We start from the raw sequence: 18,081 nt of genomic DNA on the forward strand, positions 1-18,081 counted from the left end.
GGTAACTTAAATTAAATCATCCACTCCATTAACTGTAGCTTGTTCATTTTCATTGATAGGAATGATTATGCACTTTTGTCCATCTATTATTTCAGATTTTATTTGAGGTACTTTTTCAGGCTTTACTTGAAGTATAACATCATAGTCTGGATTACTTTCTTCTAAGTTAGCATTTTCCTCATCATTATCAGCAGCAACTTCTTGCTTAACTTCTTCAAGTCTAGTTTGAAGAATTGCTACTTGTTTTTCTAGATGTTCTTCCTTTTTTCTTTGTTCATTTGCCTTAAGTACCTTTGCATCAATTAAATTTTCTGCTAAAGGAAGGTCATCACCAAAGCTTTCAACATAAGATTCTTCTATTTTTGTGGTTACCTCCTCAGGAACTCCACTTTCTATTAAAAGGTTTTGAATGTCTTTATTGGTTAGAGTTTTTGGTTCACTATCTGTATCCTCATATATGGAATTATGTTCTTCAATCATAGCGCTTAGATTATCTTGTACTTCCATAAAAATTTTATCAGCTTTTTCTTCATCAGCATCAAGTGAATCTTTAATAATTGATTGGAAAGTTTCTTTTTGTATAGTGGCAGTTTGCTTTGAGGAGCAACCTAAAGCATCCTCCATTAATTCAGGATGCGGATCCTTAGCATTTTTTGTGTAGTACATTACAGAGTTAACGTCTGTACTACGATCAATGAAAGCAGGGAAGACAAAGCCATTAGTTGGAGGGGTAACAACCCAATCTCTAATACGTGCCTTAATTTTATGCTCATCCTCATAGTATCTAAGACCAGGTTCAGAAAGTGAAACTGGACAGATTGCACAAAGTACATATTCATATACTTCTTCAGATTCATCTAATTTTAAATTATCTTTGGTTTTAGTTATAACATCATAAGCGTCGTGGAAAACAAGTATTAAAAAGTTACCAGTGTAATCATAACTATCTATGATAGAGTTATAAAAATCATCAAGAATAGAGTCATCTTTTAATTTACTATTCTTAAGCTGCATAAGAGAAACTTGTTTTTCATTTATAAGATCTTCATTAAGTGGAAAGTTTAATTCTAAAATGTTATTTCCAATAGTTCCAGATAGAACCTTTCTAGCTATTTCTAAAAATTTAAAGTAATCATCTTCTTCTAAATTTAGAAATGTTTCTCTAAATTTTAAAATTACATTTTTCTCTCCATTAACATAGCAACCACACATTTTAGTAAAGGTGCAATAATCCTTCTTTAAACGCTTTTTTAATTCAAGTATATCTTTTTTTCTCATTTACAAACCCCTCGTTTTACTATTTTTAATATCAGGAAAGTATAAAATTTTAATTAGCTATAAATCAAATGTATTATTATATTTTAATATTATAAAATATAAAATCAAGGATAATAATTTTATATTTTCCTTACCTTTTTTATTGCTTTTTCGAGTAAAAAAGAGCACCATTAAGTGCTCTTTTACTTATATCTCATTTTATTAACTTGTTGTCTAGACTTCTTTATTTGAGAGTGGTCTATTGGAATTAGATCCCTTTTAGCAGTTAAGTTAATGATGTTTTGAATTTGAAGTATGTCAGCATCCTTCTTACCTTTAACTCCCTTAAGTCCCATAAGCATAATCTTATGTCCCATAGCTAAAGGAATGAAATCAACCTTTTTAAACCAACGCCATTTTTTGTATCTAGCTTTTATAATTGATTTTCCTACTTCTGGCTTCACAACTAAATCACAAACTAATTTATGAATTAAAATAAAGTTTTTTTCTTCAACTTTTACAGATACAACTGTACCACTCGCACTTGCTATTCTATCCCCATATTTTTCAAAATATGAATCTTGAAAATACTTATTAAACTTATCTTTAAAACCCATGACTAATCTCCTTTTATAAATAATATGAATAATTCCTATAAATATATCTGTATTATACCATACATTTATTTTTTGTAAAATAATAAATCAGTAATCGTTTTAATAAAATTAAAAATAATAATTGTGTAATAAATAGAGAATATTATAAAAATTCTTACAAAAACTTTAAGAAAGGCAGAAAATGTGATATTATGAAAATATGTAAAAAAATACAAGGTGGAATATGGAAATGTGCTTGGGTTTAGTTATGAAAGTAATAAGTATAGATGATAAAGAAGCTTTATGTGATTATTTAGGAAATAGAAGAAAGATAAGAATTGATGTAATAAAAGATGTAAGCTTAGGAGATTATTTGCTAATCCATGCTGGTTTTGCAATAAGCAAGTTAAGTAAAGAAGAAGGAGAGGAACGTTTAGATATTTTTAAGGAGCTTCAAGAAAAGATTGGAGAAATAAGCAAATGAATAAGAGATTAATTTGGGAACTTAAGGAGGAGCTAGATAATATAGAAGGTACTATGACATTTATGGAGGTATGTGGTACTCACACTATGGAAATTGGAAAAATGTCTTTAAGAAATTTCCTGGGAAATAAGGTTAAATTAATTTCTGGTCCAGGTTGTCCTGTATGTGTAACTCCAAGTTTGTACATAGATTATATATATTCCTTAGCTTTAAATAAGAATATATCAGTAATAACTTATGGTGATATGTTAAGGGTTCCTGGGACAAGTCCTTTAATATCTCTAGAAAGGGCAAGAGCTTTAGGTGGAGATATAAGAGTAGTATATTCATCAGTAGATGCCATAGAAATAGCTAAAGAGGAAAAAAATAAGAATTTTGTGTTTTTAGGTATTGGTTTTGAAACAACAATACCATCTACCTGTGTCTTATTAGAAGAGATAATGAATAAAGATATTAGAAATCTATTTGTTTTTTCAATGCATAAGAGAGTTGAACCTGTAATGGAGACAATTATGGAGGATAAAGAACTTAAATTAGATGGATTCCTTTGTCCAGGTAATGTTGCAGTTATATTAGGAGAAAGAGATTTTGAATTCATTAAAGAATATGGACAATTAGGGGTAATAGCTGGATTTAAAGAGGATGAAATTATAGAAGCTATTATACAGCTTATAAGGAATAAGGGGAGTAAAAAAATAATTAATTGCTATAAAAGCTTTGTAAGTAGAGAGGGAAATATTGTAGCAAAAGAGTTAATTAATAAATATTTTAAAGAATCACAATCATTATGGAGAGGGCTTGGAAATATAGATAAAAGTGGATTGGTTTTAAAGGATGATTATAAAGAAAAAGATATATTAAATAAGTTTCCTTTAGATGAAGAGTTAAAGCTAATTACTAGGAGTAAAGAAAAGTATGTATGTAGATGTGGAGAAGTACTAAAGGGGAGAATATTACCTTGTGAATGTAGCTCTTTTAAAAGAGTGTGTACTCCAGCATTCCCTATAGGACCATGTATGGTATCAAGCGAGGGAACTTGCGCAGCATATTACAAGTATGAAGGTTAATAGAGGTGAAATTTATGGAAGATGTAATTACTCTTTCTCATGGTAGTGGTGGAGAGCAAAGTGAAAATTTAATAAAGAATGTAATATTACCTAAGGTGGGTAATAGTAAATTGAATATACTAGGGGATGGTGCAAGCTTGAGTTTGAAAGGAGAAATTGCCTTTTCAACAGATAGTTTTGTTATTAATCCTCTTTTTTTCGTGGGTGGAGATATAGGGAAGCTTGCAGTATGTGGAACTTGTAATGATCTATTAATGTGTGGAAGCATTCCTAAATATCTAAGTTTAGGATTAATAATTGAAGAGGGATTAAGTGTAGAAAATTTAAATAGGATAATAGAATCTTTAAGTGAAACGGCGAAGATAGCAGGAGTAGAAATAGTAACTGGAGACACTAAGGTAGTTGAGAAGGGACATGGAGATGGAATATTTATTAATACTTCTGGAATAGGTATTAAAGTGGAAAAGTTAAGGTTAGGAAAAGAAAGAATTAAGCCTGGAGATAAGGTGATAGTAACAGGAAACATAGGGGATCATGGTATATCCATTATGTGTGAAAGAAATAACTTTTTTCAAGGAGCAGTAAAATCAGATTGCGCTTATTTATATCCATTAGCTTCTATAATATTTGAATATGGTGACAAAATTAAGATTTTAAGAGATCCAACAAGGGGAGGAGTGGCAACAACACTAAATGAATTTGTAGATGGAACTAATTATTCTATTGAAATTAAAGAAGAAAGATTACCTTTTAGTGAGGGCGCTTTAGGAGCTAGTGAGATATTAGGTATAGATTTATTATACGCGGCAAATGAGGGAAAGGCTTTAATAGTTGTAGATGAAAGCATTGCAGAGGAACTTGTAGAAAAGCTAAGAAAGGTGGATTTAGGTAAGAAGGCTTCGATTATAGGAGAGGTTGTCTCTTATGAAAAGGAAAAAGTATTACTTAAAGGACCTTTAGGAAGTAGGAGAATTTTAAACAAATTGTCTTCAGATTTATTTCCAAGAATATGTTAAGAAAGAGGTGAGAAGAATGCATGACTTTAATGGGATTGAAATTAAAAAAGAAGACCTGCTAGATAGTGTTAAAGCTATGTATAAGGAAAAACGAAGGCTGGTTATGATTAATGGTTACATTAATGAGAATAGGGAAAATGTAATTGCGTATAACTTTGATGTTAATGGCGATATAACAACTTACTTAGTAAAAGGGGAAGAGATACTTCCATCAATAACTCCCATTTATTCAGCTTCAGCAAGGTGGGCAGAAGAGGAAATAGAAGAAATGATGAATATGAAGTTTGATGGGTTAAATAGGTCTGGTAGATTATTCTTACCAGAAGAATTTAAAGATGGTGAAGGACAAATATTAGTTATGCCATTAAGTGAATTAAAGAAATATAAGGATAAATAAAAGGGGTGAGGTAAATGAGTTATGTTGTACCTTTAGGGCCTTATCATCCAGCGTTAGAAGAGCCTGTTCATGTAAAGCTTTTTACTGAGGGGGAAGAAATTAAGAACGCAAAGGTTTATATAGGATATAACCATAGAGGAATTGAAAAGTTATGTGAAGAAAGAAACCATATTCAAACAATTACACTTGTTGAAAGAGTATGTGGTATATGTTCTCATTCTCATACTTTAGCTTATTGTTTAGCTGTAGAAAAGATAGCAGGAATGGAAGTTCCTAAAAGAGGAGATTACTTAAGGGTAATTACATGTGAGCTTGAAAGACTACATTCCCATTTCTTATGGTTAGGTTTGGCTGCCCATATAATAGGGTTTGATTCATTGTTTATGATGTGTTTTGAAAAGAGAGAGAAAATAATGGACATGTTAGAAACACTATCAGGAAATAGAGTTAACTATGCAATGAATATTATAGGTGGTGCAAGAAGAGATATTAATGATGAAATTGAAAAGGATTTAAGAGAGAAGCTTAGCATTTTAAAAGAAGATTTTAAAGCTATATTCGATATTTATGCTAACGATAAAACTGTAGCATTAAGAACTAAAGGAGTTGGAGTTCTAACAAATGAAGATGCCTTTATATATGGAGCTTGTGGACCACACGGAAGAGCATCGGGAATGAAGGATGATGTTAGAAAGGTTGATCCATATTGTTCTTATGATGATTTCGATTTTAAAGCTATAGTTCAAGCAGAAGGAGATGTATTCTCAAGAGCTGTTGTTAGATTACTAGAAATAGAAGAGAGTATAAAAATAATTGAACAAGCCTTAGATAATATTCCAGATACACCAATTAACTTAGGTATGAAAATGCCAAAGGTTCCAAAGGGAGAGTATTTCTCAAGAATTGAAGCACCTAGAGGTGAGGTATCATACTATGTTGTTTCTAATGGTGGACAAACTAATGGAAGAGTAAATATACATGTACCAACTTTTAAAAATGCAGCTACTGTACCAGTTATGCTTAAGGATAATACTATAGCAGATGCAGGTTTAATAGTTGCAAGTATAGACCCTTGTTTCTCTTGTTTGGATAGATAGATGCATGAATTGTCAGTTACTGAAGGTATCTTAAAAATATGCAAAGATGAGGAAAAAAAGAATAACTTCAAAAGCATAAAAGAAATAAGAATAAAGGTTGGAGAATTAACAGGGTTAGTACCTAGCTGTATAGATTATTATTTTAATGTAATAAGTAAGGATACAGTAGCAGAAGGTGCAAAGTTAATTGTAGAAAAGCTTCCAATAAAAATTGAGTGTAGAGAATGCTTATATGAAGGGGAAATACCTAAGGGAAATTATACTTGTCCTAAATGCAATTCATATAAGATAAAAATAAAGAATGGCAAGGAATTTTATGTAGACAGTTTGGAGGTTGAGTAATATGGAGATTAAGGTTGTTAAACAAATTATGGAGTGGAATGAAAATTGTCATAAAGAACTTCAAGATGAATTGAAAGAAAAGAAGGTATTTATGATTAACATAATGGGTTCTCCAGGAGCAGGAAAAACAACATTTATATTAGGGTTAATAGATGAACTTAAAAAGTCAGGAATTAAAGTAGGGGTTATTGAGGGTGATATTGCAGGTAAAATAGATGCAGAAAAAATGGCTGAAAGAGGAATACCTGTAGTTCAATTAAATACAGATGGAGCTTGTCATATAGAAGCTATGTCTATAAAGAACATACTTCCACAATTTGATTTAGACCATTTAGATATTATCATTATTGAAAATATAGGAAATCTTGTTTGCCCAGCAGAGTTTGATATAGGTGAAAGCCTTAAGGTAGCTTTACTAAGCATTCCAGAAGGTGATGACAAGGTTGAAAAGTATCCATTAATGTTTACAAGAGCAGATGCTTTAGTATTAACAAAGTATGACTTAATAAATTATTTTGAATTTAATGAGGAAAGAGTAGAGAAGAATGCATTAATAAGAAATGATGAGCTTAAGTTATTTAAGGTAAATTCTAAGAATGAAGATGATATAAAGGAATTTAAAAATTGGCTTATTTCTAAAATTGAGGAATAGGGGGAAAGAATATGAGAAATAAAAAGGGTATTTTTGCAACTTCCATTTTTGCCTTTGTATTTTGGATTTTATTTGTATTACAAGATATAAATATATTCAAAATTGATATCCAAGAAGTAATTGTTGGATTAATAGTATCTGTAATAATTGGGTATTTTACATGTCCACTTTTTATAAAGGAAGATGGAACTTGGCTATTTAAAGAAAATAGATTCTTTAGATTAATAGCTTATATACCTTTTTATACAGTGGCTTTAATGAAGGCGAATATTGATGTAGCAAAAAGAGCTTTATCTAAAAACGTAAAGATAAATCCAGGTATAGTTAAAATTCCAACAGAGTTAGTATCAGATTATGGGTTATCAATGCTAGCGAACTCTATAACTTTAACACCTGGAACAATTGTTATGGACATTATAGAAGAGGACGGAAAAAATTATTTATATGTTCATTGGATAGACGTTGAAACTGAGGAAGAAGATAAAGCAGGAGAAATAATCAAGGGAGACTTTGAGAATAGGATAAGGGGGATTTTTAAATAATGGATATGAGTAATGATTTAATGATAGTTGCAATAATCCTATCCCTCTTATCATTAGTACTTTTATATAGAGTATTTAGAGGCCCTCACATTATAGATAGAGTAGTGGCAGCAGACTGTATAGATATAATCTTAGGTGTTGTATTAATATTATTTGGTTGTATTGAAGAGAGAAGTTTGTTTGTGGACCTTGGTCTTATAATGACATTACTTGGCTTTATTGGTACGGTGCTTATTTCTAAGTATTTGGAGGGGAAAATATGATAGTGGTAAGAATTTTAATAGATTTACTATTTGCAGTTGGAATATTCTTTACCATAGCTGGAATCGTAGGAATGATTAGAATGCCAGATACCTATTGTAGATTACAATCATCAACTAATATTGCAACTATGGGAGCTTTACCAATTGCTCTTGGATGCGTTATATATGGGTTTGCTATTGGAAATTCTTCTTTAGGAATAAAGGCTTTAGTTATTATGTTCTTTTTAGTTATAACTAACCCAGTGGCATCACATGCTATGACAAGAGCTGCATATAAAACAAAGGCCAAGTTATTTGAGAAGAATAAGTGTGATCACTATGGGAGGGATGAAGAGGATGAATAGTTTTGCTATATTAAATACAATTATTATCCTTGGAATGATTATTGCAGCTGTATCCCTTTTATTTATTGAGGATTTATTACCATCAATAATAGCTATGTCAATTATGGGAAGTTTTTTAGCATTAGAGTTTTTACTATTAAAGGCGCCAGACGTAGCTTTGGCAGAGGCCGCAGTAGGAGCAATACTTACTCCAATAATCTTTATAGTTACCTTAAAGAAGGTAAAAGATAAGAAAGATAATAAGGAGGAAGAAAAATGAAGAAGTCAATAGGAATTCTTTCTCTTTTAGTAATAACGGTTGCATTCATTTTTGTAGGATTTAAGATGGTTGATATGCCTTCCACTTATAATGGAGCAGCAGAAATTATAGTAAATGAAACTCAAGAAAAAACAGGAGCCATAAACTCTGTTACATCAATAGTATTTGATTTCAGAGGATATGATACTCTTGGTGAATCCTTTGTTCTATTTACAGCAGTTTGTGGAGCAACAGCTGTTCTAAGAAAAAGAAGAGCTAAGGGGGTAGGAAATCATGAAAAAGAATAGAAAGCAAAAGGATATAATAATCCCTTCTTGTGCAGATTTAGTTATACCTATAACTCTTGTTCTTGGAGCATATATCATACTTCATGGGCACTTAAGTCCAGGAGGTGGCTTCCAAGGAGGAGTTTTACTTACTGGTGCTATTGCCATATTCTTTATAGCATATGGAAGAGATAAAGTATTAAAAACATTTCATTTAAATAGGTTAAAGACATCAGAGGATTTAGGTGCCTTAGCATTTGTTTTAGTAGCAACTTTAGGTGTTATATATGGAGCTGCCTTCTTTGGAAACGTAATTTGGAAAGGAACTTTAGGTAAATTATTTTCTTCAGGAACAATATTTTTAATGAATTTTGCTGTAGGATATAAAGTTCTTGCAGGAATTGGAGTTCTTCTTCTTATAATGATAGGCACTTTAAGAGATGATGAGGAGGAGGGACTGGAAGATGATAATTAATTATATAGGAGCTTTTCTCCTTATTGTAATTGGACTAGCTTTGATTATTTTTAAGAAGAATCTTATAAAAATAGTTATAGGTATGGGAGTTATGGATTCAGGAATAAATCTATTGCTAATTACAATTGGATTTAGAGCGGGTGGTACTGCACCTATATTTATAAGTGATTTAAAAGATGGTGCTTTCTTTGTTGATCCTATTCCTCAAGCATTAACACTTACCTCTATAGTAATTGGAGCTTGTGTTACAGCTTTAGCATTATCTTTAGTAATAAAGATAAAGGAGAGGTATGGAAGCATAGAATCTGACAAGGTAAGGAGGCTTAAAGGATGAGTAATGATTATTCAGGATATCCTTTAATAGCTATACTTACACCTTTTGTATTAGCATTTATAATAGGTCTATTTAAGGAAAAATATATAAAGATAAAGAAAGCTATTGTTGTATTGGGATGCATAGCATCATTTATTATAACAATGCTATTAATAAAGCCTGTATTTTTAGATGGAAAGATAATAACTTATTGGCTAGGAAATTGGAAGCCTGTAGATAATGTTGCTATAGGTATAGGAATGGAGGTAGATGCTCTATCTCTATTTGTAGGTTTAATAATAACAGCAGCTTGTGCATTAAGTTCCATATATTCAATTAAATATATGAGCAAGGATGATGGGCTTGGTAAGTACTATACACTATTTTTACTTTTAGCAGGTAGTATGATAGGTTTTGTATTTACTGGTGATTTATTTAATATGTATGTAATGCTAGAAATAATGACATTTGCAGCCATTGCATTAACAGCATTTAGAACTCAGAAGGATAAGGCCTTAGAAGCTGGATTTAAATATTTAGTAATTGGGGGACTAGGTTCTTCTCTAATTCTTATGGGAACAGCATTAATATATGCTCAAACTCATACTTTAAATATTGCACAAATAGCTCTAGAGCTAAATAGTGGGGGAGACAAGTTTACTCCAGTAACAATTCTAGCTTTGGCTTTATTATTAGTTGGATATGCAGTTAAATCCTTTATGGTTCCATGTCATACATGGCCACCTGATGCTCATATGTCAGCACCATCTTCAATTTCTATGTTACTTTCAGGAGTAATGAGTAAGACTGGTGTTTATGGGTTAATAAGAATATTATTTATGATATTTATGGTAAGTGGAAATAAGGCACTAGCATACCTAGTAATGATATGGGGAGCTATAACCATGGTAGTAGGAGTTTCTATGGCACTTTTACAAACAGACTTTAAGAGACTTCTTGCATTCCACTCAGTATCTCAATTAGGTTATGTAATTACTGGTATAGGTGTAGGTTTAACTGCAGCAGATGGTATTGCAAATCTAGGACTTATGGGCGGCTTATATCATATGGTTAATCATGCCTCCTTTAAGTGTTTATTGTTCCTTTGTGCAGGGGCAGTGCTTTACCGCGTGGGAACTACAGATTTAAATAAGGTTTCAGGACTTGGCAAAAAGATGCCTTTTACAGCAGTTATGTTTTTTATAGGAGCAGCAGCAATTAGTGGAATACCTCCATTTAATGGCTTTGCCTCTAAGTGGATATTGTATCAATCTACTTCAGAAACGCAAATACCAATAATAACAATTGTAGAACTTATAGTTTCTGTTCTTACATTAGCTTCATTTATTAAAGTTGGACATTCTGTTTTCTTTGGAGCTGAAAGAGAAGAGCTAAAAGAAGTGAAGGAAATTCCATTTACTATGAAGCTACCAATGGGTATATTAGCATTAATATGCTTTGTTTTTGGTATATGTTCTAATTATGTTATTAAAGGAATATTAGTGCCTATTGTTGATGCTATAAGAAATGTTCCTAAATATATAGATAATATGCTATTAGGAGATTTGTCATTATTACATCTTGAGAATTATACAAAGAGTGATTTGGATTTTGCCTTTAGAGGAGAATATAATCCAGAGTCATTTTTAATACTTTTCTTTATAGGAGTAATAGCTATAATTATAGCAATGACTTTTGGAATTCATAAGCTTGGTAAATGTAGAGTTGAAAGTAGCTCTTTAGAAGGAGCAATGGATACAAAATATGAAGTCTTTACAGGTGGAGAAAAAGAAGAATTTTCAAAGGTTGGACCTCATGATTTATTTTGGGGTATGAAACATGATTTTAAAGGATATTTCAATAGATTAAGCAATGCCCATTCAGGAGTTGTTAATGATTATGCGCTTTGGGTGGTTGTAACCATGGCAGTTATAATAATCTATTGCTTTATAACATTATAGGGGGTGAGTAGATATGGAAATAGCTAAATTTATTTTTCATGTATTAATTTTTCCAGGAGGATTATTTGCAATAGCTATGGCATTACTTATGTCAGGAATAGATAGAAAGATTGTTGCTAAAATGCAATTAAGACAAGGACCTCCACTACTTCAACCATTTTATGATTTTATAAAGCTATTAGGTAAGGATGTAATAGTTCCAAGAAACGCACTTAGAAAAGCCTTCCTTTTAGCTCCTATAGTTGGACTAGCTAGTGTGTTAATAATACCTATATTTATTCCTATGTATCAAGAAGCTTTTATAAATAGTACAGCTGATATTATAGTTATAATATATCTTTTAACAATATCAGCAGTAATGTTAGTAGTAGGAGGAAGTTCTTCATCTTCCCCATTAGCTGGAATAGGAGCTTCAAGAGAAGTAGTAACTATGCTTGCTTATGAATTGCCTATGGTTATGTCTATACTTGCAGTTTGCAAAAAAGCAGGAGCATTTATGGGAACTAACGTAAGTTTTTCACTATTAGGTATACAAGGATTTCAGGTAGTTGATGGAATGGGATTATTTCATATAACATTAATACCAGCAGCCATAGCTTTTTTAATGGTTATTCCAGCAGAAGTAGGTGTTGTACCATTTGATATGGCTGAGGCTGAAACAGAAATTTGTGAAGGACCTTTAGTGGAGTATAGTGGATTATACTTAGCTTTATATAAACTAACAAGCCAGATTAAGGCATTTATTATGTCAGGATTATTTGTAGCACTATTCTTAGGTGGAAAAGGTATAGGAGTCACTGGAAATGCTACTTTAAATATAATACTGAATATAATACTATTCTTGATTTTAACACTTGTTGTTATGTTTATATCTATAACTTTAGTTAGAGCTATAGCTGGAAGATTTAAAATAAATCAAGGATTAAAGTTCTTTTGGACAGTACCAGCTGTTTTATCTTTAATAAGCTTCTTGGCTATTACATTAGCTATGTGATTGGAGGGATTTAAATGGGGTTAATGAGTTTAAGTAAAGAGAAGTCTCCTTGGATATATCATTTAAACACAGGTTCATGTAATGGGTGTGATATAGAGTTAGTAGCACTTTTAGGGCCAAGATATGATGTGGAAAGGTTTGGAGTAAAGCTTACAGGAAGCCCAAAGCATGCAGATATCGTTATAGTAACAGGACCAGTTACAACACAGTCTAGAGAAAGAATGCTAAGAGTTTTATCACAGGTTCCAGAGCCTAAGGTGGTTATGTCTATAGGATCTTGTCCAATGTCTTGTAATGTGTTTAAGGGAAGTTACTCAGTAGATGGCCCTTTAGATAAATGGACAAAAGTTGATGTGGCTGTAGGTGGGTGTGCACCAAAGCCAGAAGCAATTATTCAGGGTTTAGTTGAAGCTGTTAAGATATTAAAAGATAAAAGAGGAGGGGATAAATAATGATACCTTATTTAAAGGAGGCAATAGGAAATTTATTTAAACCTTCAGTAACATCTAAGTTTCCAGAGAAACCAGTAGAAACTCCTAAGAATTATAGAGGAAGAATAAGTTTTAATGCAGACCAGTGTATTGGATGTGGAATGTGTATAAGAGTTTGCTCACCAGGTGCTATAACTAAAACTCAAAAGCCAGTGGAAGGTGGCCAAGAAATAACAATGGAGTTTGATTTAAGTTCCTGTACTTTTTGTGGTATGTGTAGTGATTTTTGTCCTAAAAAGACAATTACACTTACTGGAGATTCTCAAATGGTAGAATTAGATAAGAATAATTTTAAAGTTAGTGGCTCTTTTATTAAGAAAGCTCCACCGAAGCCAACACCAGAGCAATTAAAGAAAATAGCAGAAGCTAAAAAAGCAGCTGCAGAAAAGAAAGCTTTAGAAAATAAAGTTACAAGTTAAAGAGTGTGTGGTGGATAATTATTTTACTTGATTTTATATTTTATGATATGAGAATATAATAATATCTTTGATTTATAGCTAATTAAAACTATATATTTTCCTAGACAGTAAAAAAGAAGAGTGCCATTTGGTACTCTTCTTTTTGGAATTAAAAGTAATTAAATAGAATTAAAAGTTAATAAAAGTAATTTAATAACATCATATAGTAAAAGGTATATAAATACACCAAAAGAGAGATAAAATGAGATAAATTACTGTGGATATGATTTCAATAAGATACAATATTTTACTAAAGTTTAAATTGTAAGTATAATCCTATATGATTATGAGATCATGGAGGGATAAAATGATGTATAAGGATATAAATCTTCAACAGGAGATTTATAGACAAGACGTATACAAATTAATGGATTGGTTAAGAGATGATGAAGTAAGTCGTTATTTAAATGAAGAAAAGGGAATAGTAAATTCATTAGATTATTTATTAAGAGCTTCAACGGTTCCTGTGCTAACACCATATTTTAGTCAAGGAGGGCCTTTCTATATAATAGAATATAAGAATGATTCTGTAGGATATCTTAAACTGGTTCCTAAAGGTAAGATAGTAGAAATAGTTATAGCTATAGGAAATAAAGAAAAGTGGGGACAAGGAATAGGTACACTTGCTTTAAAGAAAGGTATTTCAGAAGCTTTTTTAAGTTATAGGGCAAATGAGATAGTAGCAAAAATTCATCATAATAATATTAGGTCAAAAAAAATATTTAAAAAAGTTGGATTTACAATGGAGGATACATTAAAAGTTGAAAATGTGTATTCTTTAACTTTTGATGATTATATAAAAGGATATAGTAAAGAGAGGATTAGTTAAAACCCTCTCTTTTTTGCTTCAACTCCACTTTCATTTATTCCAGGTTTTTCTACAGTGGTATTAAAACTACTTTTTCCATATTGACCTTGAGATTTAACTCCATTTCTTAAATAATCTTTTTTATTATAATCTCTGTTATTGTTATTATCCAAAATAATCACCTCTTAATCTTATTCTGTATTAGTATGTGAAGAAAAAGTTTTTTTAAACAAAAGTATATATGTCATGAAGTTGAAATATTTAGTAGTTAGAATAAATATAAAGGAAATTAAGATTTTCTTATAAATTTAATTAGATAAATATAGTATAATAGTAGTGGGTTAATATGAAATTTAACTTGTAAAGAGAGGAAATGCTATGAAAGAATCACTTATAGAGCTATGTAATAGAGTAATAAATAATTATAAGAAATCAAAAGAAGAGTTTAGATATGATGGGGAATATATAAATCATTTTGCATCATTAATTTATGGAAATAGAAATAAGGAAGTACCTACAAAAGGAATAAAAGAAATAAGATCATTTATAAAAAATAATACGTCAAGAATGTCTTATTTTAGAGGAGATATTCTATATATATTATCATTTTTAATAGGTAACGAAGAAAATTGGAAAAGCATTACTGAAAAAATAATTTTAGTATATGAAGAATTAATAGAAAAAGGGTTTAAAGAAAGTCATTATTTGGTGTTAACAGCTTATGCAATAGTAAAGTATTCTAAAGGAAAAGACCTTAACTATATAATTAATAAAACGCATTATATATATGAGGACATGAAGCAAAAATATGATAACGTTACCAACGAAGAGGATCATCTTCAATGTGCCTTATTAGCATTAAATGATATTAATACTGATGAGTTATATTTAAAAATGAAAGGTGTATTTGAATTAATTTTAGATTTTGATATGTTTTCAAGAAATAGTGTACAAGGACTTGCAATGACAGTTTTATTAAATAAAAAAGTAGAAGATCTGAATATTATATATAACTTATTGAAAGAATTTGAAAATAGAGATATAAAAATTAGTCATCAATTTTTATCTATAATAGGTATGATTAGAGTAGAAGATGGTGTCCAAAGATATGTGGACAAAGTAGAAATGGTTATAGATTATTTATGTGAGGTAGAATCACAATATGAGTTTTATATGGATAGAAGCTTTAGAGCCTTCATAGCTATTATGCTTATAGAATTCTCAAAAGAAGTAGAAGAGGAGAGATATCTAGAGGAACTATTATCTATGGGAGTATATTCTTTTTTAGTAAGTAAAAATCAAGGAGTATTCTCGGAGGTATTAGCCTAAATTTAACTTATGGATAGAATAATTTTGCATGTTGATATGGATGCATTCTTTGCATCTGTAGAACAATTAGATAACCCAAGCCTAAGAGGAAAGCCTGTAATTGTAGGAGGCGTAAGTGAGAGAGGTGTAGTTTCTACATGTTCATATGAGGCAAGAAAATATGGCGTACATTCAGCTATGCCTGGATTTATGGCTAGAAGCAAATGTCCAATGGGGATATTTTTACCTGTAAGATATGGAAGATATAAAGAGATTTCTAATAAAATTTTTGATATTTTTAAAGAGATAACACCAGTTATAGAACCTATATCTATAGATGAAGCTTTTCTGGATATAACAGATACTGATTTTAAAGATGGAAAAAGAGTTGCGTTATACATAAAAGATAGAGTAAAAAAGGAAATAGGATTAAATCTATCTATAGGTATTTCATATAACAAATTCCTAGCAAAGCTTGCATCTGATTGGAATAAACCAAATGGAATTATGGAGATAAGGAAAGATATGATTCCGGACATTTTACTACCTTTATCTATTTCTAAAATACATGGCTTAGGAAAAAAATCAGTTGGAAAACTAAATAATATGGGAATATTTACTGTTCAGGATTTATATTTACTTCCTAGAGAGTTTTTCTATAGCTATTTAGGAAAGTCAGGTATAGATATTTATAATAGAATTAGAGGGGTAGACGATAGAGAAGTACAAGTAACTAGGGAAAGAAAATCTGTAGGAAAAGAAAGAACTTTAAAGTTTAATACATCAGATAAAGATGAATTATTAATTTACTTAAAAGACTTTTCAGAAGAAATTAGTAGAATATTATCTAGTAAAAATATGATGGGAAAGACTATAACTTTAAAATATAAAACTGGAGAATTTGAAAATCATACAAGAAGTAAAACTTTAAATAAATATATATATAAAAGTGAGGATATTTATTCTGTATGTAGAGAGCTTTTGCAATTAGAAGATTTAAAAGATGAGCTAAGATTAATTGGGGTAAGTATATCTTCATTTAAAGAGACAGAAATAGAGCAATTATCACTATTTTAAAAAAGTAGTTGCAAATATTTTGTTAAATTAATATAATAATAGAAAATAAAGTAAAATCAGTGACCGAAGAAAGTACTTATAGGTAAATGCTTAAGCGAGCCGTCGTTTGGTGAAAGGTACGGAACAGGAGCTTTTAAGGAATGGGCTTTGGTAGATGCGATGTGAAATTATTTTATAAGAGTAGCTTAGCCGTTTTCAAGCGTTACATTGATAGGATATAAAATGTTAAGTTGTATCTAAAAAGAGAGAAACAATAAAATTGTTTCTAAATATGGGTGGCACCACGAGTCTATCGTCCCAATAGGATGATAGGCTCTTTTTTTATTATATGAAAAAAAATTTGGGGAGGAAAGAGAAATGAAAAAATATTATGGAAAGTATGGTGGACAATATGTCCCAGAAAATGCATTGAAGGCATTAAATTCTTTAGAGGAGGCATTTATAAAATATAAGGATGATCCTAATTTTGTTAAAGAATACAATTATTATTTAAAACAATACGTTGGTAGAGAAAATCCTTTATATTTTGCACAAAGGCTTACAGATCATGTTGGGGGCTGTAAAATTTATTTAAAAAGAGAAGATTTAAACCATACAGGAGCTCATAAAATAAATAATGTTTTGGGGCAAATGTTATTAGCAAAGAGAATGGGAAAGAAAAAAGTAATAGCTGAAACTGGGGCAGGTCAACATGGTGTTGCAACAGCTACAGTTGCAGCATTGATGGGTATGGAGTGTATTATTTACATGGGTGAAGAGGATATGAGAAGACAAGCCCTTAATGTATTTAGAATGGAGCTTTTATGATCAAAAGTAGTAGCTGCTACAAAAGGTACAAGAACCTTAAAGGAAGCTGTTGACTTAGCAATAGAGGAATGGGTAAAAGATGTAGATAATACATTTTATGTTTTAGGATCAGCTGTTGGACCACATCCGTATCCAGCAATTGTAAAAGAATTTCAAAAGATTATAAGTATTGAAGCTAAAAGGCAAGGGATTGAGGCAGAAGGAAAGCTACCAGTAGCTGTTATAGCTTGTGTTGGTGGAGGAAGTAATGCTATAGGAGCCTTTGCAGAATTCATTGAAGATGAAAATGTAGAGTTAATAGGAGTTGAAGCAGCTGGTAAAGGCGTAGATACTGATTTAAATGCAGCAACAATGAGAAATGGAAAAGATGCAGTAGTACATGGAATGAAAACAAAATGTATAGTTGACGGAAATGGTGAGGCAAGGGAAGTATATTCTATATCTGCTGGACTAGATTATCCAGGGGTAGGGCCAGAACATGCATATCTTAAAGATATTGGAAGAGCTAAATATGTACCATGTACAGATGAAGAAGCTTTAGAAGCATTTAAAATACTATCGAGACTTGAGGGGATAATACCTGCAATTGAAAGTTCACATGCAGTATCATATGCTTTAAAGTATGCTAAGAATAAAAATAAAGAGGATTATATAATAGTTAATTTATCAGGAAGAGGCGATAAAGACGTTCAAGAATTAATGAGTAAAATAAAATGATATAAAAATATTTGATAAATTGATATCTAAATTACCTCATTAAGAATACTAATATAGTAGACTACTAAATAAAGGAGGGAACTACTTGAG

The 18,081-nt window shown here is 30.8% G+C and carries 24 protein-coding genes, 1 pseudogene and 1 other annotated feature; of the genes and pseudogenes, 22 read left to right on the top strand and 3 right to left on the bottom strand.

Translation table 11 applies throughout. The annotated features are described in order from the left end of the window. Positions 1-6: 6 nt before the first annotated feature. Together G594_RS0116380 and G594_RS0116385 are read right to left on the bottom strand one after the other, a co-directional pair. On the bottom strand, positions 7-1,278 hold the full coding sequence (locus tag G594_RS0116380; protein WP_027099532.1) for a DUF4317 domain-containing protein: 1,272 nt from the start codon (positions 1,276-1,278) through the stop codon (positions 7-9). Between the two features lie 182 nt (positions 1,279-1,460). Then, positions 1,461-1,874, bottom strand: a complete 414-nt coding sequence (locus G594_RS0116385) for a hypothetical protein (protein WP_027099533.1) — start codon at positions 1,872-1,874, stop codon at positions 1,461-1,463. A 229-nt stretch (positions 1,875-2,103) separates the two neighbouring features. Between G594_RS0116385 and G594_RS0116390 the strand changes: the two genes are divergently transcribed. From G594_RS0116390 to G594_RS0116480, 19 genes are all read left to right on the top strand, one after another. Continuing rightward, positions 2,104-2,337 (top strand): HypC/HybG/HupF family hydrogenase formation chaperone, encoded by a 234-nt coding sequence (locus G594_RS0116390; RefSeq protein WP_027099534.1) that lies wholly within the window; start codon positions 2,104-2,106, stop codon positions 2,335-2,337. Continuing rightward, a complete protein-coding gene (gene hypD / locus G594_RS0116395; protein ID WP_027099535.1) occupies positions 2,334-3,404 on the top strand; it encodes a hydrogenase formation protein HypD in 1,071 nt (356 codons plus the stop codon). The genes G594_RS0116390 and hypD overlap by 4 nt, the downstream gene beginning before the upstream one ends. A gap of 14 nt (positions 3,405-3,418) precedes the next feature. After that, on the top strand, positions 3,419-4,420 hold the full coding sequence (gene hypE, locus G594_RS0116400) for a hydrogenase expression/formation protein HypE (RefSeq protein ID WP_027099536.1): 1,002 nt from the start codon (positions 3,419-3,421) through the stop codon (positions 4,418-4,420). Positions 4,421-4,436: 16 nt separating this feature from the next. After that, a complete protein-coding gene (locus tag G594_RS0116405) occupies positions 4,437-4,817 on the top strand; it encodes an NADH-quinone oxidoreductase subunit C (protein ID WP_027099537.1) in 381 nt (126 codons plus the stop codon). A 14-nt stretch (positions 4,818-4,831) separates the two neighbouring features. Next, a complete protein-coding gene (locus G594_RS0116410; RefSeq protein ID WP_027099538.1) occupies positions 4,832-5,914 on the top strand; it encodes a hydrogenase large subunit in 1,083 nt (360 codons plus the stop codon). Beyond that, on the top strand, positions 5,915-6,256 hold the full coding sequence (gene hypA / locus G594_RS0116415; protein ID WP_027099539.1) for a hydrogenase maturation nickel metallochaperone HypA: 342 nt from the start codon (positions 5,915-5,917) through the stop codon (positions 6,254-6,256). A 1-nt stretch (position 6,257) separates the two neighbouring features. Then, positions 6,258-6,908, top strand: a complete 651-nt coding sequence (gene hypB / locus G594_RS0116420; protein WP_027099540.1) for a hydrogenase nickel incorporation protein HypB — start codon at positions 6,258-6,260, stop codon at positions 6,906-6,908. 11 nt (positions 6,909-6,919) lie between these two features. After that, the gene (locus G594_RS0116425) at positions 6,920-7,450 is read left to right on the top strand and encodes a Na+/H+ antiporter subunit E (RefSeq protein WP_027099541.1); all 531 of its coding nucleotides are present in this window, start codon (positions 6,920-6,922) and stop codon (positions 7,448-7,450) included. Further along, entirely contained in the window at positions 7,450-7,713 is a 264-nt protein-coding gene (locus G594_RS0116430; protein WP_027099542.1) for an MrpF/PhaF family protein, read from the top strand. The genes G594_RS0116425 and G594_RS0116430 overlap by 1 nt, the downstream gene beginning before the upstream one ends. Further along, positions 7,710-8,057, top strand: a complete 348-nt coding sequence (gene mnhG, locus G594_RS0116435; protein WP_027099543.1) for a monovalent cation/H(+) antiporter subunit G — start codon at positions 7,710-7,712, stop codon at positions 8,055-8,057. The genes G594_RS0116430 and mnhG overlap by 4 nt, the downstream gene beginning before the upstream one ends. Then, on the top strand, positions 8,050-8,316 hold the full coding sequence (locus G594_RS0116440) for a hydrogenase subunit MbhD domain-containing protein (RefSeq protein ID WP_027099544.1): 267 nt from the start codon (positions 8,050-8,052) through the stop codon (positions 8,314-8,316). The genes mnhG and G594_RS0116440 overlap by 8 nt, the downstream gene beginning before the upstream one ends. After that, a complete protein-coding gene (mbhE, locus tag G594_RS0116445) occupies positions 8,313-8,603 on the top strand; it encodes a hydrogen gas-evolving membrane-bound hydrogenase subunit E (RefSeq protein ID WP_027099545.1) in 291 nt (96 codons plus the stop codon). Before G594_RS0116440 ends, mbhE begins: the two co-directional genes overlap by 4 nt. Continuing rightward, positions 8,590-9,057 carry an MnhB domain-containing protein gene (locus G594_RS19275; protein WP_051196065.1) on the top strand — a complete coding sequence of 156 codons (468 nt, stop codon included), beginning with the start codon at positions 8,590-8,592 and terminating at the stop codon, positions 9,055-9,057. The genes mbhE and G594_RS19275 overlap by 14 nt, the downstream gene beginning before the upstream one ends. Then, positions 9,047-9,391, top strand: a complete 345-nt coding sequence (locus G594_RS0116455; protein ID WP_027099546.1) for a sodium:proton antiporter — start codon at positions 9,047-9,049, stop codon at positions 9,389-9,391. Before G594_RS19275 ends, G594_RS0116455 begins: the two co-directional genes overlap by 11 nt. Further along, complete coding sequence (locus tag G594_RS19280; RefSeq protein ID WP_051196066.1) at positions 9,388-11,331, top strand: proton-conducting transporter transmembrane domain-containing protein; 1,944 nt, start codon at positions 9,388-9,390, stop codon at positions 11,329-11,331. Before G594_RS0116455 ends, G594_RS19280 begins: the two co-directional genes overlap by 4 nt. 13 nt (positions 11,332-11,344) lie before the next feature. Further along, complete coding sequence (locus tag G594_RS0116465; protein WP_027099547.1) at positions 11,345-12,325, top strand: respiratory chain complex I subunit 1 family protein; 981 nt, start codon at positions 11,345-11,347, stop codon at positions 12,323-12,325. 14 nt (positions 12,326-12,339) lie between these two features. Beyond that, entirely contained in the window at positions 12,340-12,777 is a 438-nt protein-coding gene (locus G594_RS0116470) for an NADH-quinone oxidoreductase subunit B family protein (protein WP_080351778.1), read from the top strand. Then, complete coding sequence (locus tag G594_RS19285; protein WP_034867008.1) at positions 12,777-13,235, top strand: 4Fe-4S binding protein; 459 nt, start codon at positions 12,777-12,779, stop codon at positions 13,233-13,235. Before G594_RS0116470 ends, G594_RS19285 begins: the two co-directional genes overlap by 1 nt. A 346-nt stretch (positions 13,236-13,581) precedes the next feature. Next, positions 13,582-14,103, top strand: coding sequence for a GNAT family N-acetyltransferase (locus G594_RS0116480; RefSeq protein WP_027099549.1), 522 nt, complete (start codon positions 13,582-13,584; stop codon positions 14,101-14,103). Here G594_RS0116480 and G594_RS20405 read toward each other — a convergent pair. Beyond that, a complete protein-coding gene (locus tag G594_RS20405) occupies positions 14,100-14,255 on the bottom strand; it encodes a hypothetical protein (protein ID WP_099313792.1) in 156 nt (51 codons plus the stop codon). The two genes, G594_RS0116480 and G594_RS20405, sit on opposite strands and share 4 nt — an antisense overlap. Positions 14,256-14,460: 205 nt before the next feature. Between G594_RS20405 and G594_RS0116490 the strand changes: the two genes are divergently transcribed. From G594_RS0116490 to trpB, 3 genes and pseudogenes are all read left to right on the top strand, one after another. Beyond that, positions 14,461-15,411 (top strand): DUF4003 family protein, encoded by a 951-nt coding sequence (locus G594_RS0116490; protein WP_027099550.1) that lies wholly within the window; start codon positions 14,461-14,463, stop codon positions 15,409-15,411. Positions 15,412-15,420: 9 nt separating this feature from the next. Then, positions 15,421-16,467 carry a DNA polymerase IV gene (locus G594_RS0116495; RefSeq protein ID WP_027099551.1) on the top strand — a complete coding sequence of 349 codons (1,047 nt, stop codon included), beginning with the start codon at positions 15,421-15,423 and terminating at the stop codon, positions 16,465-16,467. Positions 16,468-16,517: 50 nt separating this feature from the next. Continuing rightward, positions 16,518-16,770, top strand: a binding site (T-box leader). 54 nt (positions 16,771-16,824) lie between these two features. Further along, positions 16,825-17,991 (top strand): annotated as a pseudogene (gene trpB, locus G594_RS19290) (tryptophan synthase subunit beta). Positions 17,992-18,081: the final 90 nt, after the last annotated feature.

The sequence above is a fragment of the Clostridium paraputrificum AGR2156 genome, assembly GCF_000424025.1.
Classification (GTDB): domain Bacteria; phylum Bacillota; class Clostridia; order Clostridiales; family Clostridiaceae; genus Clostridium; species Clostridium paraputrificum.

Coding starts and splice junctions, on each gene's coding strand:
- G594_RS0116405 (WP_027099537.1), top strand. CDS start 4,437: ATGCATGACTTTAATGGGATTGAAATTAAAAAAGAAGACCTGCTAGAT.
- G594_RS0116425 (WP_027099541.1), top strand. CDS start 6,920: ATGAGAAATAAAAAGGGTATTTTTGCAACTTCCATTTTTGCCTTTGTA.
- G594_RS0116410 (WP_027099538.1), top strand. CDS start 4,832: ATGAGTTATGTTGTACCTTTAGGGCCTTATCATCCAGCGTTAGAAGAG.
- G594_RS0116465 (WP_027099547.1), top strand. CDS start 11,345: ATGGAAATAGCTAAATTTATTTTTCATGTATTAATTTTTCCAGGAGGA.
- mnhG (WP_027099543.1), top strand. CDS start 7,710: ATGATAGTGGTAAGAATTTTAATAGATTTACTATTTGCAGTTGGAATA.
- G594_RS0116455 (WP_027099546.1), top strand. CDS start 9,047: ATGATAATTAATTATATAGGAGCTTTTCTCCTTATTGTAATTGGACTA.
- G594_RS0116470 (WP_080351778.1), top strand. CDS start 12,340: ATGGGGTTAATGAGTTTAAGTAAAGAGAAGTCTCCTTGGATATATCAT.
- hypB (WP_027099540.1), top strand. CDS start 6,258: ATGGAGATTAAGGTTGTTAAACAAATTATGGAGTGGAATGAAAATTGT.
- G594_RS19285 (WP_034867008.1), top strand. CDS start 12,777: ATGATACCTTATTTAAAGGAGGCAATAGGAAATTTATTTAAACCTTCA.
- G594_RS19275 (WP_051196065.1), top strand. CDS start 8,590: ATGAAAAAGAATAGAAAGCAAAAGGATATAATAATCCCTTCTTGTGCA.
- G594_RS0116490 (WP_027099550.1), top strand. CDS start 14,461: ATGAAAGAATCACTTATAGAGCTATGTAATAGAGTAATAAATAATTAT.
- G594_RS0116390 (WP_027099534.1), top strand. CDS start 2,104: ATGTGCTTGGGTTTAGTTATGAAAGTAATAAGTATAGATGATAAAGAA.
- G594_RS0116480 (WP_027099549.1), top strand. CDS start 13,582: ATGATGTATAAGGATATAAATCTTCAACAGGAGATTTATAGACAAGAC.
- G594_RS0116495 (WP_027099551.1), top strand. CDS start 15,421: ATGGATAGAATAATTTTGCATGTTGATATGGATGCATTCTTTGCATCT.
- mbhE (WP_027099545.1), top strand. CDS start 8,313: ATGAAGAAGTCAATAGGAATTCTTTCTCTTTTAGTAATAACGGTTGCA.
- G594_RS0116440 (WP_027099544.1), top strand. CDS start 8,050: ATGAATAGTTTTGCTATATTAAATACAATTATTATCCTTGGAATGATT.
- G594_RS0116430 (WP_027099542.1), top strand. CDS start 7,450: ATGGATATGAGTAATGATTTAATGATAGTTGCAATAATCCTATCCCTC.
- hypD (WP_027099535.1), top strand. CDS start 2,334: ATGAATAAGAGATTAATTTGGGAACTTAAGGAGGAGCTAGATAATATA.
- hypA (WP_027099539.1), top strand. CDS start 5,915: ATGCATGAATTGTCAGTTACTGAAGGTATCTTAAAAATATGCAAAGAT.
- G594_RS0116385 (WP_027099533.1), bottom strand. CDS start 1,874: ATGGGTTTTAAAGATAAGTTTAATAAGTATTTTCAAGATTCATATTTT.
- hypE (WP_027099536.1), top strand. CDS start 3,419: ATGGAAGATGTAATTACTCTTTCTCATGGTAGTGGTGGAGAGCAAAGT.
- G594_RS19280 (WP_051196066.1), top strand. CDS start 9,388: ATGAGTAATGATTATTCAGGATATCCTTTAATAGCTATACTTACACCT.
- G594_RS0116380 (WP_027099532.1), bottom strand. CDS start 1,278: ATGAGAAAAAAAGATATACTTGAATTAAAAAAGCGTTTAAAGAAGGAT.